This window comes from Lachnospiraceae bacterium (genome assembly GCA_025758065.1).
Taxonomy (GTDB): domain Bacteria; phylum Bacillota; class Clostridia; order Lachnospirales; family Lachnospiraceae; genus Enterocloster.
In genome coordinates this window covers 2821348-2840552 of the sequence record CP107199.1, presented here as the reverse complement: position 1 = coordinate 2840552, position 19205 = coordinate 2821348, and the positions used below count along the sequence as shown (strand labels likewise).

Sequence of the window (19205 nt, the reverse complement as noted above, 5' to 3'; positions counted from 1 at the left end):
TTCTGGCGGGACGCCTGTGGGTGATCTGCGGCCATACCAGAAGGAGCTCCTCCGGGATGTCTTCTTCGCCGTTTTTTTCCCGCCATTGTCTTCTACCTCCTAAAGCGCCATGACGCACTCTTTAAAAACACGCCCGCGTTCTTCATAATTTTTAAACATATCCCAGCTTGCACATGCCGGGCTCAGAAGCACATAATCTCCTGTGTCTGCATAAACAGCACACACCTGGACTGCCTCTTTTAAATCTTCTGCATACATGATCTCTGTAAAACCGTATTTTTTTGCACAGGCTGCGATCTTATCCCTGGTCTTTCCAATAAGCACCAGATATTTTACGCGGCCGGCGAATTCCTTCACCCACTCATCATAGTTACTGTTTTTATCATAACCGCCTGCAATAAGAAGCACAGGGCCCGGCATTGCCCTAAGAGCCTGGATAGCAGCATCCGGGTTCGTTCCCTTGGAATCATTATAATAGCGGACACCGGTACGCTCTCTTACAAATTCGATCCTGTGCTCCACAGGTTTAAACTGGCGCACTGTCTCCTGTATCTTCTCAAAAGGAACACCCATTAACAGTCCGATATAGGCAGCTGCCATTACATTTTCATAATTGTGCCGTCCTAGCAGCTGCAGATCCTTAACATTTACAAGGATCTGTTCTTTTTTCCCATCTGCATAGACAATATTGTCCCCATCCAGGAAAAAACCCTCTTTTAAACGCTCTCTGCTGGAAAACCAGTAAACCTTCGCCCGAAGCCCTGCAAGACTGCTTTCTGCTGTTTCTTCCGTTTCTTCTGTATCTGCCTCTGTACCGGCGCTTTCTTTTGTTTCTCCGGCTTCTTCATCTACCAGATCATTCCCGGTTTTTTCCAGTTTTTCATCTGGTTTGGAAGCCGTTTCTTCTATCCTGCTTTCACCGAATTCCCGCAGCAGCGGATCATCATAATTTAACACCACAGCATCCTCTGCTGTCTGGTTCATGGTAATGCACTCTTTAATGCGTACATAATTCTCCATGGAGCCATGACGGTCTAAATGATCTGGTGTAAGATTTAAAATAGCACTTACGTCCGGATGAAAGTCCATAATGGTCTCTAACTGGAAGCTGCTTACCTCTGCCACAGTCACAGACTGTTCTGTCATTTCAGATACCTTTGAAGTATAAGGCTCTCCAATATTTCCTACTACAAAAGTTTCCTCATATTGTGACTTAAGGATGGCACCTGTAAGAGCCGTTGTAGTAGTCTTTCCATTAGTTCCTGTAATAGCAGCCAGCTTTCCAAGACCACACTGATACGCCAGTTCGATCTCACCGAGAACAGGAATACCTGCTTCATCTACTACTGACACAAAAGCACTGTTTAAAGGGATACCTGGGCTGATGATACAAAGTTCCACACCTAAAAGGTCAGAACGCTTGATCTCACCAAGAACGATACCTACTTTGTCTTCTTCTTTAAATTTCTTACGGATCTCTGCCGGGTCTAAGGCAGTGTTGCCATCATAAAGCACCACTTCGCCGCCCCGCTCCAGGACCAGTCTTGCAGCAGCAATACCGCTGATACCAGTACCTGCAACTAATACTTTGCTCTGGTTCATGTTGCTTTTAACCTCCGTTTTTTCCGGGTGTACACCCTCCTGTCTTTCTATAATCTTTCTGAAAACCTACAGTCCCAGATATGCGATCATGCATAAAAGCGCAGTAACAATAGAGAATACTGCTACTACCCTTGTTTCAGACCAACCGCACAGTTCAAAATGATGATGGATAGGAGCCATTTTGAAAATACGTTTTCCACCGGTTTTCTTAAAATAAGTAACCTGGATGATAACAGAAAGTACTTCTACCAGATAAATAAGGCCAATAATAGGAATAAATAAAGGCAGACGCATCATGTAGGCTGCAGATGCCACAAAACCCCCTAACGCCAGAGAACCTGTATCACCCATAAATACCTTGGCCGGATAAACATTAAAAAGCAGAAAGCCCAGCAGGCTTCCCACAACGGCTCCTGTGATCGGACTGATACCCATATTTTCCCCAATAGCTACAATAGTGAGAAATGTAGCCACCAGGATCGTCACGCTGGTACAAAGACCATCCAGTCCATCTGTAAAGTTTACCCCATTATCTGTACCCAGTGTGATAAAAAACAGGGCCGGCACAAATAAAATGCCAAGAGATAAAAATTTTCCATTCTCAAATCCTCCTGTAAACGGGATCAGCATATCGATGCCAACTTCCCCGCTGTGGAGCAGATACCATGCAAAAATACCGGTGATAACAAACTGTCCAATCAGCTTCTGGATGGGGTTTAATCCTTCTGACCGTTTCATGATGATCTTAATATAATCATCTAAAAATCCGATAATACCAAAGCCCACAGTCATAAATAGGACCGGGATGATCCTTGGATAAGACGGAATGTAAAAAACAGATGTGATAATGATACTGGACAGAATGATCAAACCGCCCATTGTGGGGGTTCCCTGCTTCTTCAAATGGCTCTGGGGGCCGTCATCTCTTACCTGCTGGCCGAATTTCAGCTTATGCAGAAACGGTATGATAACCGGGCACAAAAGCGCGCTGACGGCAAATGCAATGATAATAGCTAATATTGTTTCACGAATCATAAAGCACCTCAATCTCATATGTATGTCTTATTTGGTAATTAGTATACGTCTTTTTTGCAGAATAATCAACTTAAAGGTTTTCCAGGTTCAGGATCCACTGTTTCTAAACATGGAAGGATATTTTCAAAAAGAGTTCCGATCACAGGAGCTGCAATGGTTCCTCCATAGTAGATTCCTTCCGGTTCATCAATAGTGATCAGTGCAATGACCTGTGGATCATTTGCCGGGGCAAAGCCTAAAAAAGAAGAAATATATTTTTTTCTGCTTCTGGGTAATTTTTCAGAAGTAGCCGTTTTTCCTCCAATAGAAAAACCTTCTACTGCTGCTTTTCGTCCGCTTCCCTCTGCCACCACCTGTTCTAATACATAGCGCATGGTAGCACTGGTCTCCTCTGACAAGATCCGTTTACCAACAGGATACGAAAAAGCTTTATAGTTTTTTCCATCCGGGCTTACCGTTCCTGCTGCAAAATGAGGCGTCACCCGCCTTCCACCGTTAATAATAGAAGCTGCCGTAGTGATCAGCTGAATGGGAGTGATCTGGAAGGACTGCCCAAAAGAAATAGTTGCAAGCTCCACCGGTCCTATATTTTCCTTTTTATGCATAATAGTAGCTGCTTCTCCCGGCAGATCGATCCCTGTTTTTCCCTTTAAACCAAACTGGATAAAATATTTATAATAAGCATCTCTTCCCAGTCTTTGCCCCACATCAATAAACACAGGATTGCAGGAATTCATTACCCCTTGTAAAAAGGTCTCTGCTCCATGTCCCCCGGCCTTGTGGCACCGGATCCTGCGGTCCTCCACCACCCGGAAGCCCGGACAGCTGAATTTATCTGTCAGCTTTACCACTCCTTCTTCCAATCCTGCAGCTGCTGTAATGATCTTAAAGGTAGACCCCGGCTCATAGGTATCATTGATACAGGTATTGCGCCACATGGCATTTAAAAGTTCCTGTTTTTTTATACCGGCCGGTCTTTCTTCCACTTCTTTTTGTAAAGCCTGGCTTCTTAAATTTTGGTCCGGGGTAAAGGGATCATTTAAGTCAAATTCTGGTACATTGACCATAGCATAAATACCGCCTGTCTGTGGCTCCATTACAATGATCGAAACTTTTTTCGCATTCTTCTTCTCAAGGGTCTGATAGGCCAGCTGCTGGGCATATTGCTGGATTTCTATATCCAGTGTAAGACGCAGGTCATTTCCCGCTACCGGTTCCAGCCGGTCTTCCGCCCCATTTTCCATTTCAACGCCTCTCGCATCTGTCATAGTCAGTATTTTTCCATTGGTTCCTTTTAAATAAGGATCATATTCTACTTCCAGTCCTATAATCCCCTGGTTATCTCCCCCGGTAAAGCCTAAAACCTTAGATGCCAGGCTTCCATAAGGGTAATACCTCTTATAATCTTCATCCACCTTTACACCAGAAAGTTTTAAGCGCCTTATTGCATCTCCCGTTTCTTTGTCTACGTTTGTCTTAATGATCTCCCGCACACTGCGCTTTTCCACTTTCTTTCTCACTGCCTCTTTATCGATCCCAAGAAGAGAGCTTAATTCCTCTGCCACTTTTTCCCGGTCTTTTACCTGATTATAAATAACAGAAACTGTACATACAGTGCGGTTATCTGCGATCACCTTTCCCTTTGTATCCAGTATCCTCCCCCTGGCAGCTTTAATGGAACGCTCACGCTGGTGCAGTTCCAGAGCCATTTTACTGTAATGCTCAGAGCGCAGGATCATAAGAAAAGCAAGCCGCCCTAAAAGCCCCGTCACTGCGATCGCAATGAGAAGCCCTAGGACGGCAATATTTTTTCTATGTTTTGTAAGATTCCCGCCTTTTATATCCACAAGACAGCCTCTTTTTGCTGTTTTCCTAAATATATACGGCATTTTTCTTTCTTTTATGCATCTGCCTTACAGAATCCAGATCATATTATACTCCAGGCGGCTGTGTTTCTGACGGACTTTCGCTCTCTGCACTTTCCTGGATCTTCCCATCTGTCTGCGCACTCTGGGAGTTTTCTGCCACCGGGCTTTCCTGCGGATCTGTCTGGGCTGGTACTGTAGCTTCACCTGCATTCGGGAAAGTAACCTGTGTAGTATTCTCTCCTGTTTCATCTGTATTTGCAGGTACTGCATCCGGGATACCGCTTCCTCCATCTATATCCATATATTCATCCGTCTCACTGGCCTTTGCAGTCTCCTCCGGCTGGGTCTGATCATTATCCCCGTTTTCCCCAGTCTCAGATGCCGGTGTATTGATGCCTTCAGAAGGTGTTTGTCCGTTGGCATCCAGACTTTCTTCCGGAAGGTCTCCATCCGGGAATACATTTAAGTAAGGCAGTGCTTCTGCCATGATCTTTGAGAAAATGCCGCTTGCAAAGGAACTGTGTGCCTGCTGGTCACCAGGCGGAAAACCAGGCACATCCACCACTACATATACAAACAGCTGGGGATCATCTACAGGAGCAAAACCTGCAAAAGATACCAGATAATTCTTTGCAGAACGTGGCTGTTTCTCTGCTGTACCGGTTTTACCGCCTACCTGGTATCCTGCTACTTTTGCAGCACCGCCGGTACCATTTTCTACAGTCTGGAACATGGCTTCCTTTAAATAATCTGCTGTAGACTGGGATACGGTTTCACGGACCAGGACCGGATCTTTTGTCTCTACTACAGAGCCCTGCTCATTTAATATCTGACGGACCACATGAGGCTCATAATAAGAACCGCCATTGATCACAGAGCAAAGTGCTGCTGCCATCTGGATCATAGTGCAGTTGTAATTCTGTCCAAAAGCATTGGTAGCAAGTTCTGTCGGCCCCATCTTATCAGCGGGATAAACCAATCCTGCTGCATCTGCCTCGCCGGGAAGATCAATTCCTGTTTTCTGTCCCATGCCAAACATTGCCTGGTATTTTGCAAAAATACCACTGCCCATCATAGCTCCGATCCGCATCATTGCCACGTTACAGGACTTCATAATAGACTCTGTCAGGCTTAAAGAACCATGACCTCCCTTTCTGTACGCTGTACACTTAATATCCCAATCACCTACATGGAGATATCCGCCACAGTCAAAATATTCATTTCCCTTTAAAACGCCCTCTTCCAGGCCTGCTGCAACTGTCAGGATCTTAGACGGTGAACCTGGCTCAAAGGTATCGCTGACGCAGAAGTTTCTCCACAGCTGGTTCCATGCAACCTGCTTGCCATAAGAAAGGATATCCTCTCTGGAATAATGATCCAATGCCTGATCTTCTGTAATAGTCTGATCCGGGTTTTCCCTGTGGTAAACGCCGACTGCCTCTTTTTTTCCCAGAGCCAGAAGTTCTTCTTCAGAAAATCCATCTGTATTCCGTGGATCATTTAAGTCAAATTTATTGCTGGTAGCCATTCCAAGGACTTCACCATTGTTTGGATCCATGGCAATGGCCGCTGTCACATGGCTTCCCACACTATTCTGCCACTCATCTATATACTTCTGAAGAATATTCTGCACATTCAGATCAATGGTGGAGACAAGTGTCTTTCCATTGACTGCAGATTTAACAACACCTTCCAGGTTGGCATCTTCATCCAGATAGCCATACTCCCTTCCATTGACACCGATCAGGCTGTCATTGTAATACTGTTCAATGCCGCCTGTACCGCTGCTTCCGTCCCCGCTTGCAAAACCGATTACATTGCAGGCCGCAGAGCCGTAAGGATAGATCCTGCGGTACTCGTCTTCAAACCATACGCCGGTCACACGGAAACGGGACTGGTTATCGTCATCACTTTTTCTGTAAGCAGCATTTCTTTCTTTTTCAGTCTCTTCAAACTGGCTTTTCTGGTCATATGAAAGCTGCCTGCCGTTTTTATAACGCAGATACGCCCGTTTGGGCCGCTCCTGGATCAGACTGCGAAGCTCATTTCCATCAAATCCGAACACATCCACCAGTGCCTGTATGGTTGGTTCCAGATAATAATCCGGCTTATCCATGATCTGACTGGGATCAAGGATAAGATTGTATACTTTTTCACTGGTAGCCAGATAGGTTCCGTTACGGTCTACAATATCACCCCGCCTGTAAGGAATAGTCCTGCTGGCATACTCCTGCTGTCTCTGGGATAATACGATCTTGTTGTAACGCTCATTATTTTCATTTACAATGCGGTATAAAACATAAACAAGAGCAAACAAAGCCAGCGATATCAGAAGAACTGTGATCGCCAGCTTTACCTGCATGTATTTGGCGAAGGGCCTTCGCCTGAATATATTCTCTTTATTTTTGCGTTTGCCGGAATGTCCTTCCTGTCCGGCATTGTTCCTAGTATTCCGGGATGTCTTCATATTGCCTTACGTACTCACTTTCCGTCTTGTCATATAAGAGAACCTGGTCTTTTTTTGCATAGACCATACCCAGTTCCTTGGTAGCGATCTCATAAATCTCATTTAAGTCAATGCTGGTATTAATACTGGTCTCTAAGGCATCATTTTCTGTACGCATCTTCTCTAATTTTTCTTCCATAGCCTCGATATTATGCATTCTGGCTGTAATGGCAGACTGAATGTGAAGATAATTGACACAGAGGTATAAGGTGCAGATGGACGCTAAGGTCAGTATAATAACGTAAGGAAGATCCATGTACATGGCACGTTCCTGGTTTCTGCGGATACGGTGATGCTTCTTTACATTTTTTCCTATATCCTGCTGCCGTCTTCTTCTTAATTGTTCTTCCCGCCAGTCTTGTTCTGGCTTTGGCGCCGCTGAGCCGTGAATATAAGAAGCCATACCTTATTCCTCCTTTTCTGCACGTTCAAATACACGAAGCTTTGCGCTCTTTGAACGGCTGTTCTCCTCCAGTTCCTCTTTTGATGGAAGGATCGGTTTTCGGGTGATCACCTTGCCCATACTCTTCCTTCCGCATACGCACACCGGGAAATCCGGCGGACAGATACACGGATTTTCATTGGTACGGAATCTTGTTTTTACAATACGGTCTTCTAATGAATGGAAAGTGATGATGCTTAATCTTCCTTCCGGATTTAAAAGACGGATCATTGTATCAATAGAATTTTCCAGTACATCCAGTTCGTGGTTTAATTCAATACGGATAGCCTGGAACGTACGCTTGGCAGGATGGCCTCCTGTAGCCCGTACTTTTGCCGGGATCGCTGCCTTTATGATCTCAGAAAGCTCACCGGTGGTTTCAACAGGCTTTTCTGCTCTCGCCTTTACAATGTGTTTTGCAATGTTTTTGGCGAAATTATCTTCCCCGTAATCCCTGATAATGTGAAACAGCTCCATCTCACTATAGCCGTTTACAATGTCAGCTGCAGTAGTAGGATTTCTCTGATCCATACGCATATCAAGAGGGGCATCTTCCCTGTAAGTAAATCCTCTGGACGCAGTATCTAACTGGTAGGAAGAAACTCCCAGATCCAGATAAATGCCGTCCACTTTTTCTATATTTAACTCTTTTAATACATTTTCAATATTCTGGTAATTGCTTCTGACTATGGTCACCTTATCTTTAAAAGGAGCCAGTCTCTCTCCCGCTGCACGGATAGCATCTGCATCCTGGTCGATCCCGATGAGCCTTCCGCCGCCTAAGCGTTTACACACCTCATAGGCATGTCCGCCCCCGCCTAAAGTGCCGTCTACATAGATGCCACCCGGCTTTATATTCAGGCTGCCTACTGTCTCATACAGCAGTACAGACTTATGTACAAATCCATGTTCCTCCATTAAATACCCAAGCCTTCCATATGTTCTGCAATTTCTTCCATATCATCAAAGGTGTTGGCCTGCATCCATTTATCCTTGTTCCAGACCTCGATGCGGCTTCCAACCCCTACAAGCACTGCGTCTTTCTCGATCCCTGCAAATTCTCTTAAAACTGCAGGCAGAAGGATACGTCCCTGCTTGTCTACTTCACAGGTGGCGGCACTTCCTAAAAGGAAACGTGAAAACTTACGTCCTGCAGTGTTGGTAATAGGTAATGCACGAAGCTTTTCTTCTAATGCAGTCCACTCAGAATTGTCATACACAAAAAGGCAGTTATCCAGTCCCTTCGTGATCACGAATTCGTCTCCTAACTGCTCTCTGAATTTGGAAGGAACGATCAGACGCCCCTTCGCATCTACTGTATGATTGTATTCACCCATGAACATAGCTATCACCTGCTTGTACATTGCATGGCAAGGCGGGATGCAAATGAAGGCTCCTTAAACCTCCACTTCATCCACGCAACAACCATCCTCTACCACTTTGCACCACTTTCTACCACTTGTATGTTTATCATAGTACAGAAACTGGGAAATGACAAGGATTTTTTACGTTTTTCTTTCAAAAATACCCGCCGGAGGTAAAAAAAGACCGCAGATCTTACGATCTGCAGTCTATGATGATATTCTGGTTGTTCTCACGCTCATTGGCGTAGTGGGGATCTCTCCCACTTTTTGATCATTTTAGTCTGAAAAAGGTGACTGTCTACTGGTTTTCCTGCTTCTGTTTTCTTAATTTACTGTGTTTATAATGAAGTATTCCCACTGCTGCTCCCACTAATGCTGCAGAAAGCAGCTGGGAAACTGCCAATGTAGTTCCCGGAACTTTTAACTGGTCGGTGCGCAGCCCTTCGATCCACACTCTTCCCAGTCCATATCCCAGAAAATAGATCCACAGCATCTCACCATCAAATTTCTTTTTCTTTCTGTACCACAGCATAAAACCTAATACACACAGGTTCCAACAGGACTCGTAAAGAAAGGTTGGATGTACCTGGATGTATTTTACCCCATTTTCTACGATCTCATGTTCTAACAGGCCAGTTGAGATCATGGACGGGTTTACAATGCTTTCTTTAATGCGCATGGCAAACAGGTTATCGGTGTATCCGCCAAATGCCTCACAGTTAAAGAAGTTGCCCCAGCGGCCAATGATCTGGCCTGTGATCAGCCCCAGCACACCACTGTCTGCCATGGAGAAAAAGGACTGTTTCCTCACTTTGGTAAAAATGACCAGTGTCAGGACTGCCCCTATCACACCACCATAAATAGCCAGTCCGCCGGCGCGGAGGTTAAAGATCTGAAGCAGATCATTTTTATAATTATCCCATTCAAAGATCACATAGTAGAGTCTGGCGCCGATAATAGAAAATATGATCCCATACAGTGCAAAATCCATATAAAGATCCGGATCCTGTCCCCGCCTTTTTGCATCAGAAAATGCCACAGCCATACCGGCTAACATACCGCAGCCAATGATCATGCCGTAAAATGCAATACGGAAGCCGAATATACTGATACTGTTTCTTAAATGTTCTATGGTGATCCCTAGGTGAACAAAACTTAAGTCCGCACCTGCGGATGTGATTAATTCCATAAATGCTGTCCCTTTCCATTATTTGCAATTATCCGTTAAAACAGATCCCATATAAAACAAGTGCCTGCAAAGCAGGCAGTTTGTTTTTATTATAAATTGATCCCTGATCATTATACATTAAAACGGAACAGTACAACATCTCCGTCTTTCATCACATATTCCTTACCTTCGGAACGTACCAGGCCCTTTTCTTTTGCAGCGTTCATGCTTCCGCATGCCATCAGGTCATCATAGCTTACTACTTCTGCACGGATGAAGCCACGTTCAAAGTCACTGTGGATCTTTCCAGCTGCCTGAGGAGCCTTGGTTCCTACTTTAATGGTCCATGCCCTGGATTCCTGAGGACCAGCTGTTAAATAGCTCATCAGGCCTAAAATGCGGTAGCTTGCTGCGATCAGTTTTTCAAGGCCGGATTCCTTTAATCCAAGGTCATCTAAGAACATCTGCTTTTCATCATCATCTAATTCTGCGATCTCCTGTTCGATCTCAGCACAGATCACAAACACTTCACAGTCATTTTCCTTTGCATATTCACGTACTTCCTGCACATAGCGGTTGGAAGCGCCGTCATCTGCCAGATCATCTTCTGCTACGTTTGCAGCAAAAATAACCGGTTTCCAGGTCAGAAGGTTCAGTGAATTGATAAATTCCCTGTCATCTTCATCTTCTACTTCAAAGCTGCGTGCCAGCTTGCCATCTTCCAGATGTGCCTTGATGGCCTTTAACAGTTCTACTTCCTTTGCAAGATCCTTGTTATTAAAAGCGCCCTTGGACTGCTTTGCAATACGGCGCTCCAGGATCTCAATATCAGAAAAGATCAGCTCTAAGTTGATCGTCTCAATATCTCTTACCGGATCTACGCTTCCGTCTACATGGATCACGTTAGGATCATCGAAGCAGCGTACAACGTGAACGATAGCATCTACTTCACGGATGTTGGATAAGAACTGGTTTCCCAGACCTTCACCCTTGGAAGCACCCTTTACCAGGCCTGCGATATCTACGAACTCGATCACTGCTGGTGTGGTTTTTTCAGAATTGTACATCTCTGTCAGCTTATTTAAACGCTCATCCGGAACCGGTACAACACCTACGTTTGGGTCAATAGTACAGAATGGATAGTTTGCGGATTCTGCGCCAGCCTTGGTCAGAGAGTTAAAAAGTGTACTTTTACCTACGTTTGGAAGTCCTACGATACCTAATTTCATTTTATCTTTTACCTGTCCGAAAACCCTTGATTTATCGGGGTTTTCGCCTTTCTTTAGATTTCTTGTACGCCCTTTTTACGCCCTTTTTTTGTGACTGGTGGCGTAGCCTGTTGAAATTGGCGTATAGCATTTACCAGTGACTCGTCCGTAACATGGACGTATCTGTCCATAATTGTTTTAATGCTTGCGTGTTGATATACTCTAAAATCTGTGACAGCGTTTCAGACTCTTTACCTTTTAGATTTTTGCCCATTTATCGGACTCTTGTCTTATCTCAAAAAAAGAATCCAACGCAACTATATATTATAGCATAAGTAACCTGCTTTTTCAATCTCAACAGTGATTTTTTGTAGTGGTTGTTGGTAAAAGTGTTACTTTTCACGGGTAGGAATTTTCTGAACTGAAAATTCCGTATAATACAGTTGTGACCGCGGATTTTGCCGATTCGGAATGCGGAGCATCGGCAAAATCCTGTTACAGTGCGCGGGCATGGAGAGCCCGTGTACTGTAACGTAAAAGTTTCTATAATAATTAAAAGAAACTATCAACTTCGGGTAAGCAATATGCGAATTAAAGCGGTTGATCACCACTCATCTCTACGAATAAATTCCCCCAATCAGAAACGTGCGCCGCAAGGCACACAAACAAAAGCGACCAACTTTTTACGGTTGATCGCCTTTGGCTTGGTCATTATTTAATTGTCTTTTGCTCCATACGGTGCAGATTCTTCGGCTACCATCTGATAGCTTGGCTCGGTCTCGTAAACAACAGGCTTTTCCTGTTCTTCCGCTCTAAACTCGGCAATTCCAAGTCCGAAGTATTTCTCGAAAAAGGCTTTCAGCTTTTCGATAACACCTTGCTTTTTCTTGGCTCTGCCGCCACCGCCGAAGCGTGAAACCGGGGGCATGAGCTTGTCGATTTCTGTTCCTGTCGTTTTGAATGCTCCATCACGGAACGCATTATCAACAAACTTTCTGGCTTCTTCCGACTTCAGCTTTTCGCTTGTGATGATTTCAGTCAAATCACCCTCTTCCTGTTCCAGAACAAAGCGCCGCCAGTCCGTAGTGACCTGCGTATCCACATTGACATGGCTGATAAATGCTTCGATAAGCTCCTTCTTGCTGCGAAGCTGTATACTTGCATCAACTGCCTTGCGGATGGAGGCAAGGATTTCTTTATCTTCACAGTTACCGTCGTGATATTTTTCAACCAACATCAATATGTAGTCGATATTGATTTCCACCTGCTTGATCAGTTCGATTTCAAATTCAATATCATCCGTTATATCCTCTTTTTCGGCATCTTCTTTTCTGCGGTACTTATCGTAAAGATCAAGGTAAATACTCTGATAATCCTGTAAATCTCGTGCGGCAATGCTGTCCATTTCTACAAACTGGTCAAAGGACGAAAGAATGTTTCTCATGCTAAGAATTGTGCCGAACAGCCTGATAAAGTCCTTCTCTGCCTGTTCTCCAACAATCTGAGTGCCAAGAGGAAATTCTGTTTTCAGCTTTTCGAGCAGGTCAACATAGCCCGGATGATATTTCCCGTGGTTATCCTCATAGCCGTTCCAGTAATCATTGAAGCTCTTGAGCAGAACAATGCCGCTCGCATTCTTATCTCCAAAGAGAGCGATTGCATCATCCGTAGCCTTCTGCAAATCACGGAAGCAGACAATGTTGCCGTAGGTTTTAACGGAATTCAAGATACGGTTGGTTCGGGAGTAGGCTTGAATCAATCCGTGCATTTTGAGGTTCTTGTCCACCCACAGGGTATTCAGCGTGGTTGCATCAAAACCTGTGAGGAACATATTTACGACAATCAGCAAATCCACTTCCCGGTTTTTCACTCGCATGGACAAGTCTTTGTAGTAGTTCTGGAACTTGTCCGAGGAAGTATCAAAGTTCGTGTTGAACGCAGAGTTGTAATCTTGGATTGCACTTTCAAGGAAGTCACGGGAGGTCTGGTCAAGGGCATCGGTATCGAAGCCTTCCTCTTGCAGAACATCTTCGGGGTCTTCCTCGTTTGCGGCGTAGCTGAAAATTGTGGCAATCGTAAACTGACGGTGGCTCTCCGCAATCTGTCTCTGGAACTCCGTATAATACTTCATTGCCATGGGAATGGAGCTGACAGCGAACATGGCATTGAAGCCCGCCATACGCTTGCCCTTCAAGGAATAGAAGCTGTTGCGTTTGGTTTTCTGGTCAAAATGCTCCAGCGTGTATTTGACGATTTCCCGAATACGCTCTGGCGCACCCATCGCCCGTTCAATGTCGATTGCTGAAACATTCTTATCCTTGATGTTCTCTTTTTCCTTGACCGTATTCACATAGTCGATACGGAACGGAAGCACATTGCCGTCATTGATAGCATCCACGATGGTGTAGGTGTGGAGCTGATCGCCAAAGATCTGCGGCGTGGTCAGCAGCTCCATGTGCTTGCCTTTTCCTGCATTGGCAGCGAAAATCGGTGTGCCGGTAAAGCCAAACAGATGATAATTCTTGAACGTCTTGATAATCTTAGCGTGCATATCTCCGAATTGGCTGCGGTGGCACTCGTCAAAGATGATAACGCAATGCTTGCCGAACACTTCGTGTCCTTTGTTTTTTGTGATAAAGTTGTCCAGCTTCTGGATGGTTGTGATGATGATCTTATACGGATGATAGCCGCCTTTTTCGTCCCTGTCCTCAAGCTGTCTCTGCAATACCCTGGTAGAAGCGTTGCTGTTGGCAGAGCCTTTTTCGAAGCGGTCATATTCTTTCATAGTCTGATAGTCCAGGTCTTTTCTATCGACCACAAACAGAACCTTGTCCACATAAGGCAGTGCGGATGCAAGCTGCGCTGTCTTGAAGGAAGTCAGCGTTTTCCCGCTTCCTGTGGTGTGCCAGATGTATCCTCCGGCATCCAGTGTTCCCATCTTCTTGTAGTTGGTGGATACCTCGATGCGGTTCAAGATGCGCTCGGTAGCTGCAATCTGATAGGGACGCATAACCATCAGAATTTCTTCCGTTGTGAAAACACAATACTTGGTCAACACATTCAGAATGGTGTGCTTGGCAAGGAAGGTTTTTGTAAAATCAATCAGGTCGGCAATCACCTTATTGTTGCCGTCTGCCCAGAAGGAAGTAAACTCAAAGCTGTTGCTGGTTTTCTTCGATTTCTGCTTTGCAGATTCGCCCATCTCTTTGATATGGCTGTTTCGGGTGGTGTTGGAATAATACTTGGTATGGGTTCCGTTGGAGGTGATGAAAATCTGCACATACTCGTACAAGCCGCTCGCCGCCCAGAAGCTGTCTCTCTGGTAGCGTTTGATCTGGTTGAAGGCTTCCCGGATGGCAACGCCCCGGCGCTTCAGCTCCACATGGACAAGGGGCAGACCGTTGACCAGAATCGTCACATCATAGCGTGTGTCGTGCTTGCCTTCGGATTCCTCATACTGGTTGATGACCTGTAAGCGGTTGTTGTGAATGTTCTTTTTGTCGATGAGCTGAATGTTCTTAGAAGTTCCATCATCCCTGCGGAGTACCTTCACATGATCCGTCTGGATAGTACGGCTTTTCTCAACGATGCCTTCGTTGGCATTGGCAAGGGTTTCCGTGAAGAAACGCTTCCATTCGCCGTTAGTAAAGGCATAGTCATTCAAAAGCTCCAACTGCCGTCTGAGGTTGGTGATCAGACTATTTTCGTCATGAATAGTAAGGTATTCGTACCCTTGTGTGGTCAGCAGCCGGATGAACTCTTTTTCAAGAGCCGCTTCGCTCTGGAAGCTGTCAGAGCGTGAGCTTTCCGGCGTATATTCAGCGACCACGGTACTCTCATTGCTTGCGGCAATGATGTTATAAATGCTCATAATTTCACGACTCCCTTCATTAAGAATCTAATATTTCTTCTATCATTGGCTCAACGCCAATATTCATGAGATTCTCAATCATGTGTTGTGCACTAAATCGGTTAACATCACGGGCTACCAAGCGCAAAATGTTTGCTGCGGTCTCATTTACTACATAAGGAAAACCATTACGAAGAACCGAATAGGCAAAGGAAGCAAATGGGTCGTAGGCAGCGAAAGTTCTTCCACAAACATCTCGATATGATTTATCTACGCTCTGGATGATATACAATGCGTGTTCCTCGCTTGTTTTCATAAACGCTAACAACACATCAACGAATCCCTTTTTCTCATGGAGAATAGCTGTAGATATTTTTTCTGCACTCAGATCATAGATGTAACTTTCAACTTCGTCATCGAAAACTTTTCTACTTATTTTTTCGTCAATTCGTGTTTGGTTTTCTGCTTTTTGCTTATAAGAAACCGCTTTCTCAAAAAAGACAGATAACTGTCCTGCATCTGCATAACGGTATGCAGCATCTGAGTTTGTGGCTTTTTCTGCAATGTTTCTGTAAATATGGTGAGAATCTCTTGGATCGCCCGTCATAATGAAGTTTATAACACGACCAAGGGAATACACATCACTACGCTTATCACCATCTTTGAGCATCATAAACTGTTCTGGTGCACAGTAGTAAAACTGTCCCACCGCATTTGTATGCATTGTTTGATGAGAGGTAAAAACATTTAGGTCTTTTCCCAGTCCAAAATCTGCGATTTTAATCGTTCCTGAAATAATAAAAATGTTGTTTGCGCTAATATCCCTGTGGATGATATCACGCTTGTGTACTTCTGTCATGATATGCAGAATTTGGCGAATACAATTTAGCTTTATATCATCCGTTAAATCAAATGATTTAACATACTTGTCCAACGTCGTTTCAGCATACTCCATTGTATAAGAGCTGCTTCCTTCATCGAATGTGTAAACCCGAATGATTCCAAATGCATCTTGCAGGGATTTGGTTATATTATATTCTCTCTTGAAACGACTTCTGATACCCGTATCTGTCAAATAATCGTCTTTCAATTTCTTTACTACTAATCCCGTAGATTTTTGTCGATATACATTAGCGAATCCGCCATTTCCAATTGGCTCTAAATCGTCATTTTCCTTAACAAGATGATATCGCCCATTGTTACGGGTTATTTTGCATAGATCTCTGTGGATAATTCGATTAAACTCGGCGTATATAGTCTCGCTTTTTTCGGCAGCCTCGACTTCTGATAGCGATTGCTCTTGCATTAAGTAACTCTTGCCCAGAACAACGTTGAAAAATCTATCTATTTGGTGGCTATTGATTAAATCAACAAGTTTATCGTGAACATACACCCATCTTGATGGAAAGCCGGAACGATAAACGTCTTTTGTGCCGAAATTGGAGTTAAAAAACTCTACCAGTTTATACCCTTGTTTATAGGAGTAAAAATCCGCAGTATCACCACAGAAGATGTTTGAAATTTCTTTTAATGAATCGGAACTGAGCATGATACTCCTTTCTACTTTGCTGACTCAAAAGTAAGTAGCTTGTCTCGGTAATATTCGTATTGCTTTGTTCGTGCTTCAATCTCGGCAGGCAAGCCAGAGGTCAGGTCGTTGCAAAGAGCATTAAAGCGGTCAAGAATTCCTACGATGCGTTTCTGCTCGTTAATGGATGGCACAGCAATTTTTGCTTTGCTGATATTATCATTATATAGCCTAGCGATTGTTCCACCAGTGGACACATTCCACGGTTGCAGTTGGTAGCAGTAATATAGATAGCGGTTCAGAACAACGTTCTCATCATTCGCAATCCAAACGATGTTGGAGTCTTGATAGTAAGCATCCTCTCCGTTAAAAATAACCGTTCTACCGATTGTCCCGGCAGCAGAAATCAGAATATCGCCCTTTCTCGGATAAGCGTAGGCTGCTTTATATTCCTCAAATTTTTCTCTGGAGATATAGGCATCCGGCTCTTTGCCGAAGGTTCCAATCTTAAAGAAAGGTACATCACCAGTAGTGCTTGTTTCAGCTTTCATGATTCGCTTGCACATGGAAACCTTTCCAATGGTACCAAGTTCAATACAAACATAACCAAAAACATATTGACACAGCCGAATCAGCGCATTATACTCGTCTGTCTGTCTGTCTGTCTGTCTGTCTGTCTGTCTGTCTGTCTGTCTGTCTGTCTGTCTGTCTGTCTGTCTGTCTGTCAAGATTGTCTTGCCGGTTGCGGCGTAAGTCAAGAGGGCATCACGATAGAACTCGTACTGCTTTTGCCTTGCTTCGATCTCAGCAGGAAGACCAATGTTCAGGTCAGAGCAGATGGCATCGAAGTTATCCAAAACATTGACAATGCGTTTCTGAACATCAAGTGACGGAATTGCCACTTGGAACTTATTGAGCATCGGTCTGCGGATTGACGGCACCGACCCTTGATACATTTGCTGACTGATATATTTCGGGAAAGTGGCAACAAAGTAGTGGTACAGATATTTACCCAAAAGCTCGTCTGTTGCAGGATGAATTCTGTAAGCTCTTTGATGGAGTGCATATTTCCCGTTGATATAATGGAATACCTTTCCAACGCCTACGCCATCTCCTGCGGTGATAATTGCTTCTTCGTCATACTCATATTCATCTTTAGCAAGTGGCTGCTGAGAGCGAACAAAAAATGGATAACAGCCGCCCTCAACCGCATCATCAGTGTTGCTTGACCCGGTTGAAATGTCTGCAATTTCAACAAGTGTCTTCCATACAATGTCACTTGTTGCCCCCCCTCGGACATTGCCGAAAGTCAGCAGCTTATCCCGGTAAAACTCATACTGTTTCCTTCTCGCTGTAAGCTCCGCTGTAAGCTCCGCTGTAAGCTCCGTGAAATTGTCCAGAATACGGACAATTTCACTCTGCACCTCAAGAGGTGGTAAGGGGATCTGAATTTTATTCAAAACTTTTTGCGTAAGGCTTGGAACGCCACCAGCCGTGTTATATTGTTCAAGATGCTCCCGCAATAAGCAGTGATATACATATCGAGGCATAGCAAGGTCAGTGTTGATTTCTGTATAGAAAATAGTGTCAACGTTCCAAAATGGGGTATCTACGTAATACAGTTTATCAATAGAACCTTTTCTGGGAATTAAAACAGAAGGCTTATTGTACACATAGCGGTCAATATGGGTCATTATTCCGCCTGAACCATATACAGGGATATCTCCTTCGCCATATGCTTTATAATCACTACCATTTTTTATCTTTAGAATTTCTTGAAGTTCCTTATGCTCCACCCCATCCGGGCAAAGCTCCTGAATCAGTTCATCCAATCGGCTCATTTATCTTCACCTCTTTCTTCGTTCCAACCAAGCACAGTAATAGCATCCAATAACTCTCTATGATTGATTACATTTTCAAGGATTCCTATTACAAGCCTATGTAGGGCTTCAAAATTCTTCAATCCTGCTTCTTCATCATACTTCCCATGAACAACACCGCTCAATTCTCGAAACAATTTATAACCGTTTGCAGAAAATTCTTTTGGAATTATCGAGCATTTTTCATCCACCTTTTTTAGTAGCTCAGAGAAGTTCTTTGGGTTTCCGCCTTCATATTGAGCATACTCAATATCGACTGCTTTCGCTGTTTTCACCGTGATTTTTTCGAAAATTTTTCTCAGATATACAACTGCGCCTGCTCCTAATCCGTCGGTATATGCCTGCATAGCTTTATCTAACAACGGAGTAAACTCCCCGTAGCGATTGTCGTTGATACGAACCATATCGGATAGTTTTACACTTTTTTTCAATATGCGTATAGTAGGCGCTTGACCTGTTATATCATTTTTGCTCTCTATCAAAAACCATACCGGTATGGAAGCACCGCATCCGCAAGTCAAAACACAGTCAACACTGATTAGATTCTTGCTCACAAAAATGCAGGTGAGTTTGGGACTTGACCAAAAAGTCCTTATATCCCCGCATGAAACGCAAAAGTAGTTTAAGGCGACCGTTCCGGTTGAAATATCGACCTTTTGACCTACTTTACCAGCTTTGTTTTGCAAAAATGCATCAATTTGAACGTATTCCTTATCGGGCGGCTTTGACAAAACATCAGATAATCTCATAAAGT

At 44.1% G+C, this 19205-nt stretch carries 13 protein-coding genes; all 13 read right to left on the bottom strand.

Annotation, left to right across the window (positions count from 1 at the left end):
- Positions 1-99: 99 nt before the first annotated feature.
- The 13 genes from OGM16_13230 to OGM16_13170 all read right to left on the bottom strand — a co-directional run bounded on the left by OGM16_13230 (position 100) and on the right by OGM16_13170 (position 19200).
- Positions 100-1602, bottom strand: a complete 1503-nt coding sequence (locus tag OGM16_13230) for a Mur ligase family protein (protein ID UYJ45762.1) — start codon at positions 1600-1602, stop codon at positions 100-102.
- Between the two features lie 66 nt (positions 1603-1668).
- Positions 1669-2637 carry a phospho-N-acetylmuramoyl-pentapeptide-transferase gene (mraY, locus tag OGM16_13225; GenBank protein UYJ45761.1) on the bottom strand — a complete coding sequence of 323 codons (969 nt, stop codon included), beginning with the start codon at positions 2635-2637 and terminating at the stop codon, positions 1669-1671.
- A 65-nt stretch (positions 2638-2702) separates the two neighbouring features.
- Entirely contained in the window at positions 2703-4478 is a 1776-nt protein-coding gene (locus OGM16_13220) for a penicillin-binding transpeptidase domain-containing protein (protein UYJ48463.1), read from the bottom strand.
- A 91-nt stretch (positions 4479-4569) separates the two neighbouring features.
- Positions 4570-6867 (bottom strand): penicillin-binding protein 2, encoded by a 2298-nt coding sequence (locus tag OGM16_13215; GenBank protein ID UYJ45760.1) that lies wholly within the window; start codon positions 6865-6867, stop codon positions 4570-4572.
- An 82-nt stretch (positions 6868-6949) separates the two neighbouring features.
- Positions 6950-7414, bottom strand: a complete 465-nt coding sequence (locus OGM16_13210) for a cell division protein FtsL (protein UYJ45759.1) — start codon at positions 7412-7414, stop codon at positions 6950-6952.
- 3 nt (positions 7415-7417) lie between these two features.
- Complete coding sequence (rsmH, locus tag OGM16_13205) at positions 7418-8371, bottom strand: 16S rRNA (cytosine(1402)-N(4))-methyltransferase RsmH (GenBank protein UYJ45758.1); 954 nt, start codon at positions 8369-8371, stop codon at positions 7418-7420.
- Complete coding sequence (gene mraZ / locus OGM16_13200) at positions 8371-8796, bottom strand: division/cell wall cluster transcriptional repressor MraZ (protein UYJ45757.1); 426 nt, start codon at positions 8794-8796, stop codon at positions 8371-8373. The genes rsmH and mraZ overlap by 1 nt, the downstream gene beginning before the upstream one ends.
- A 319-nt stretch (positions 8797-9115) precedes the next feature.
- Positions 9116-10006 carry a prolipoprotein diacylglyceryl transferase gene (gene lgt, locus OGM16_13195; GenBank protein UYJ45756.1) on the bottom strand — a complete coding sequence of 297 codons (891 nt, stop codon included), beginning with the start codon at positions 10004-10006 and terminating at the stop codon, positions 9116-9118.
- A gap of 110 nt (positions 10007-10116) precedes the next feature.
- A complete protein-coding gene (gene ychF, locus OGM16_13190) occupies positions 10117-11214 on the bottom strand; it encodes a redox-regulated ATPase YchF (GenBank protein ID UYJ45755.1) in 1098 nt (365 codons plus the stop codon).
- Between the two features lie 694 nt (positions 11215-11908).
- Entirely contained in the window at positions 11909-15064 is a 3156-nt protein-coding gene (locus OGM16_13185; protein UYJ45754.1) for a type I restriction endonuclease subunit R, read from the bottom strand.
- A 19-nt stretch (positions 15065-15083) separates the two neighbouring features.
- Positions 15084-16592: a serine/threonine protein kinase gene (locus OGM16_13180; GenBank protein ID UYJ45753.1), complete on the bottom strand. Its 1509-nt coding sequence runs from the start codon at positions 16590-16592 to the stop codon at positions 15084-15086.
- A gap of 11 nt (positions 16593-16603) precedes the next feature.
- Entirely contained in the window at positions 16604-18412 is a 1809-nt protein-coding gene (locus tag OGM16_13175) for a restriction endonuclease subunit S (protein ID UYJ45752.1), read from the bottom strand.
- Positions 18409-19200, bottom strand: a complete 792-nt coding sequence (locus OGM16_13170) for a hypothetical protein (protein UYJ45751.1) — start codon at positions 19198-19200, stop codon at positions 18409-18411. Before OGM16_13170 ends, OGM16_13175 begins: the two co-directional genes overlap by 4 nt.
- Positions 19201-19205: the final 5 nt, after the last annotated feature.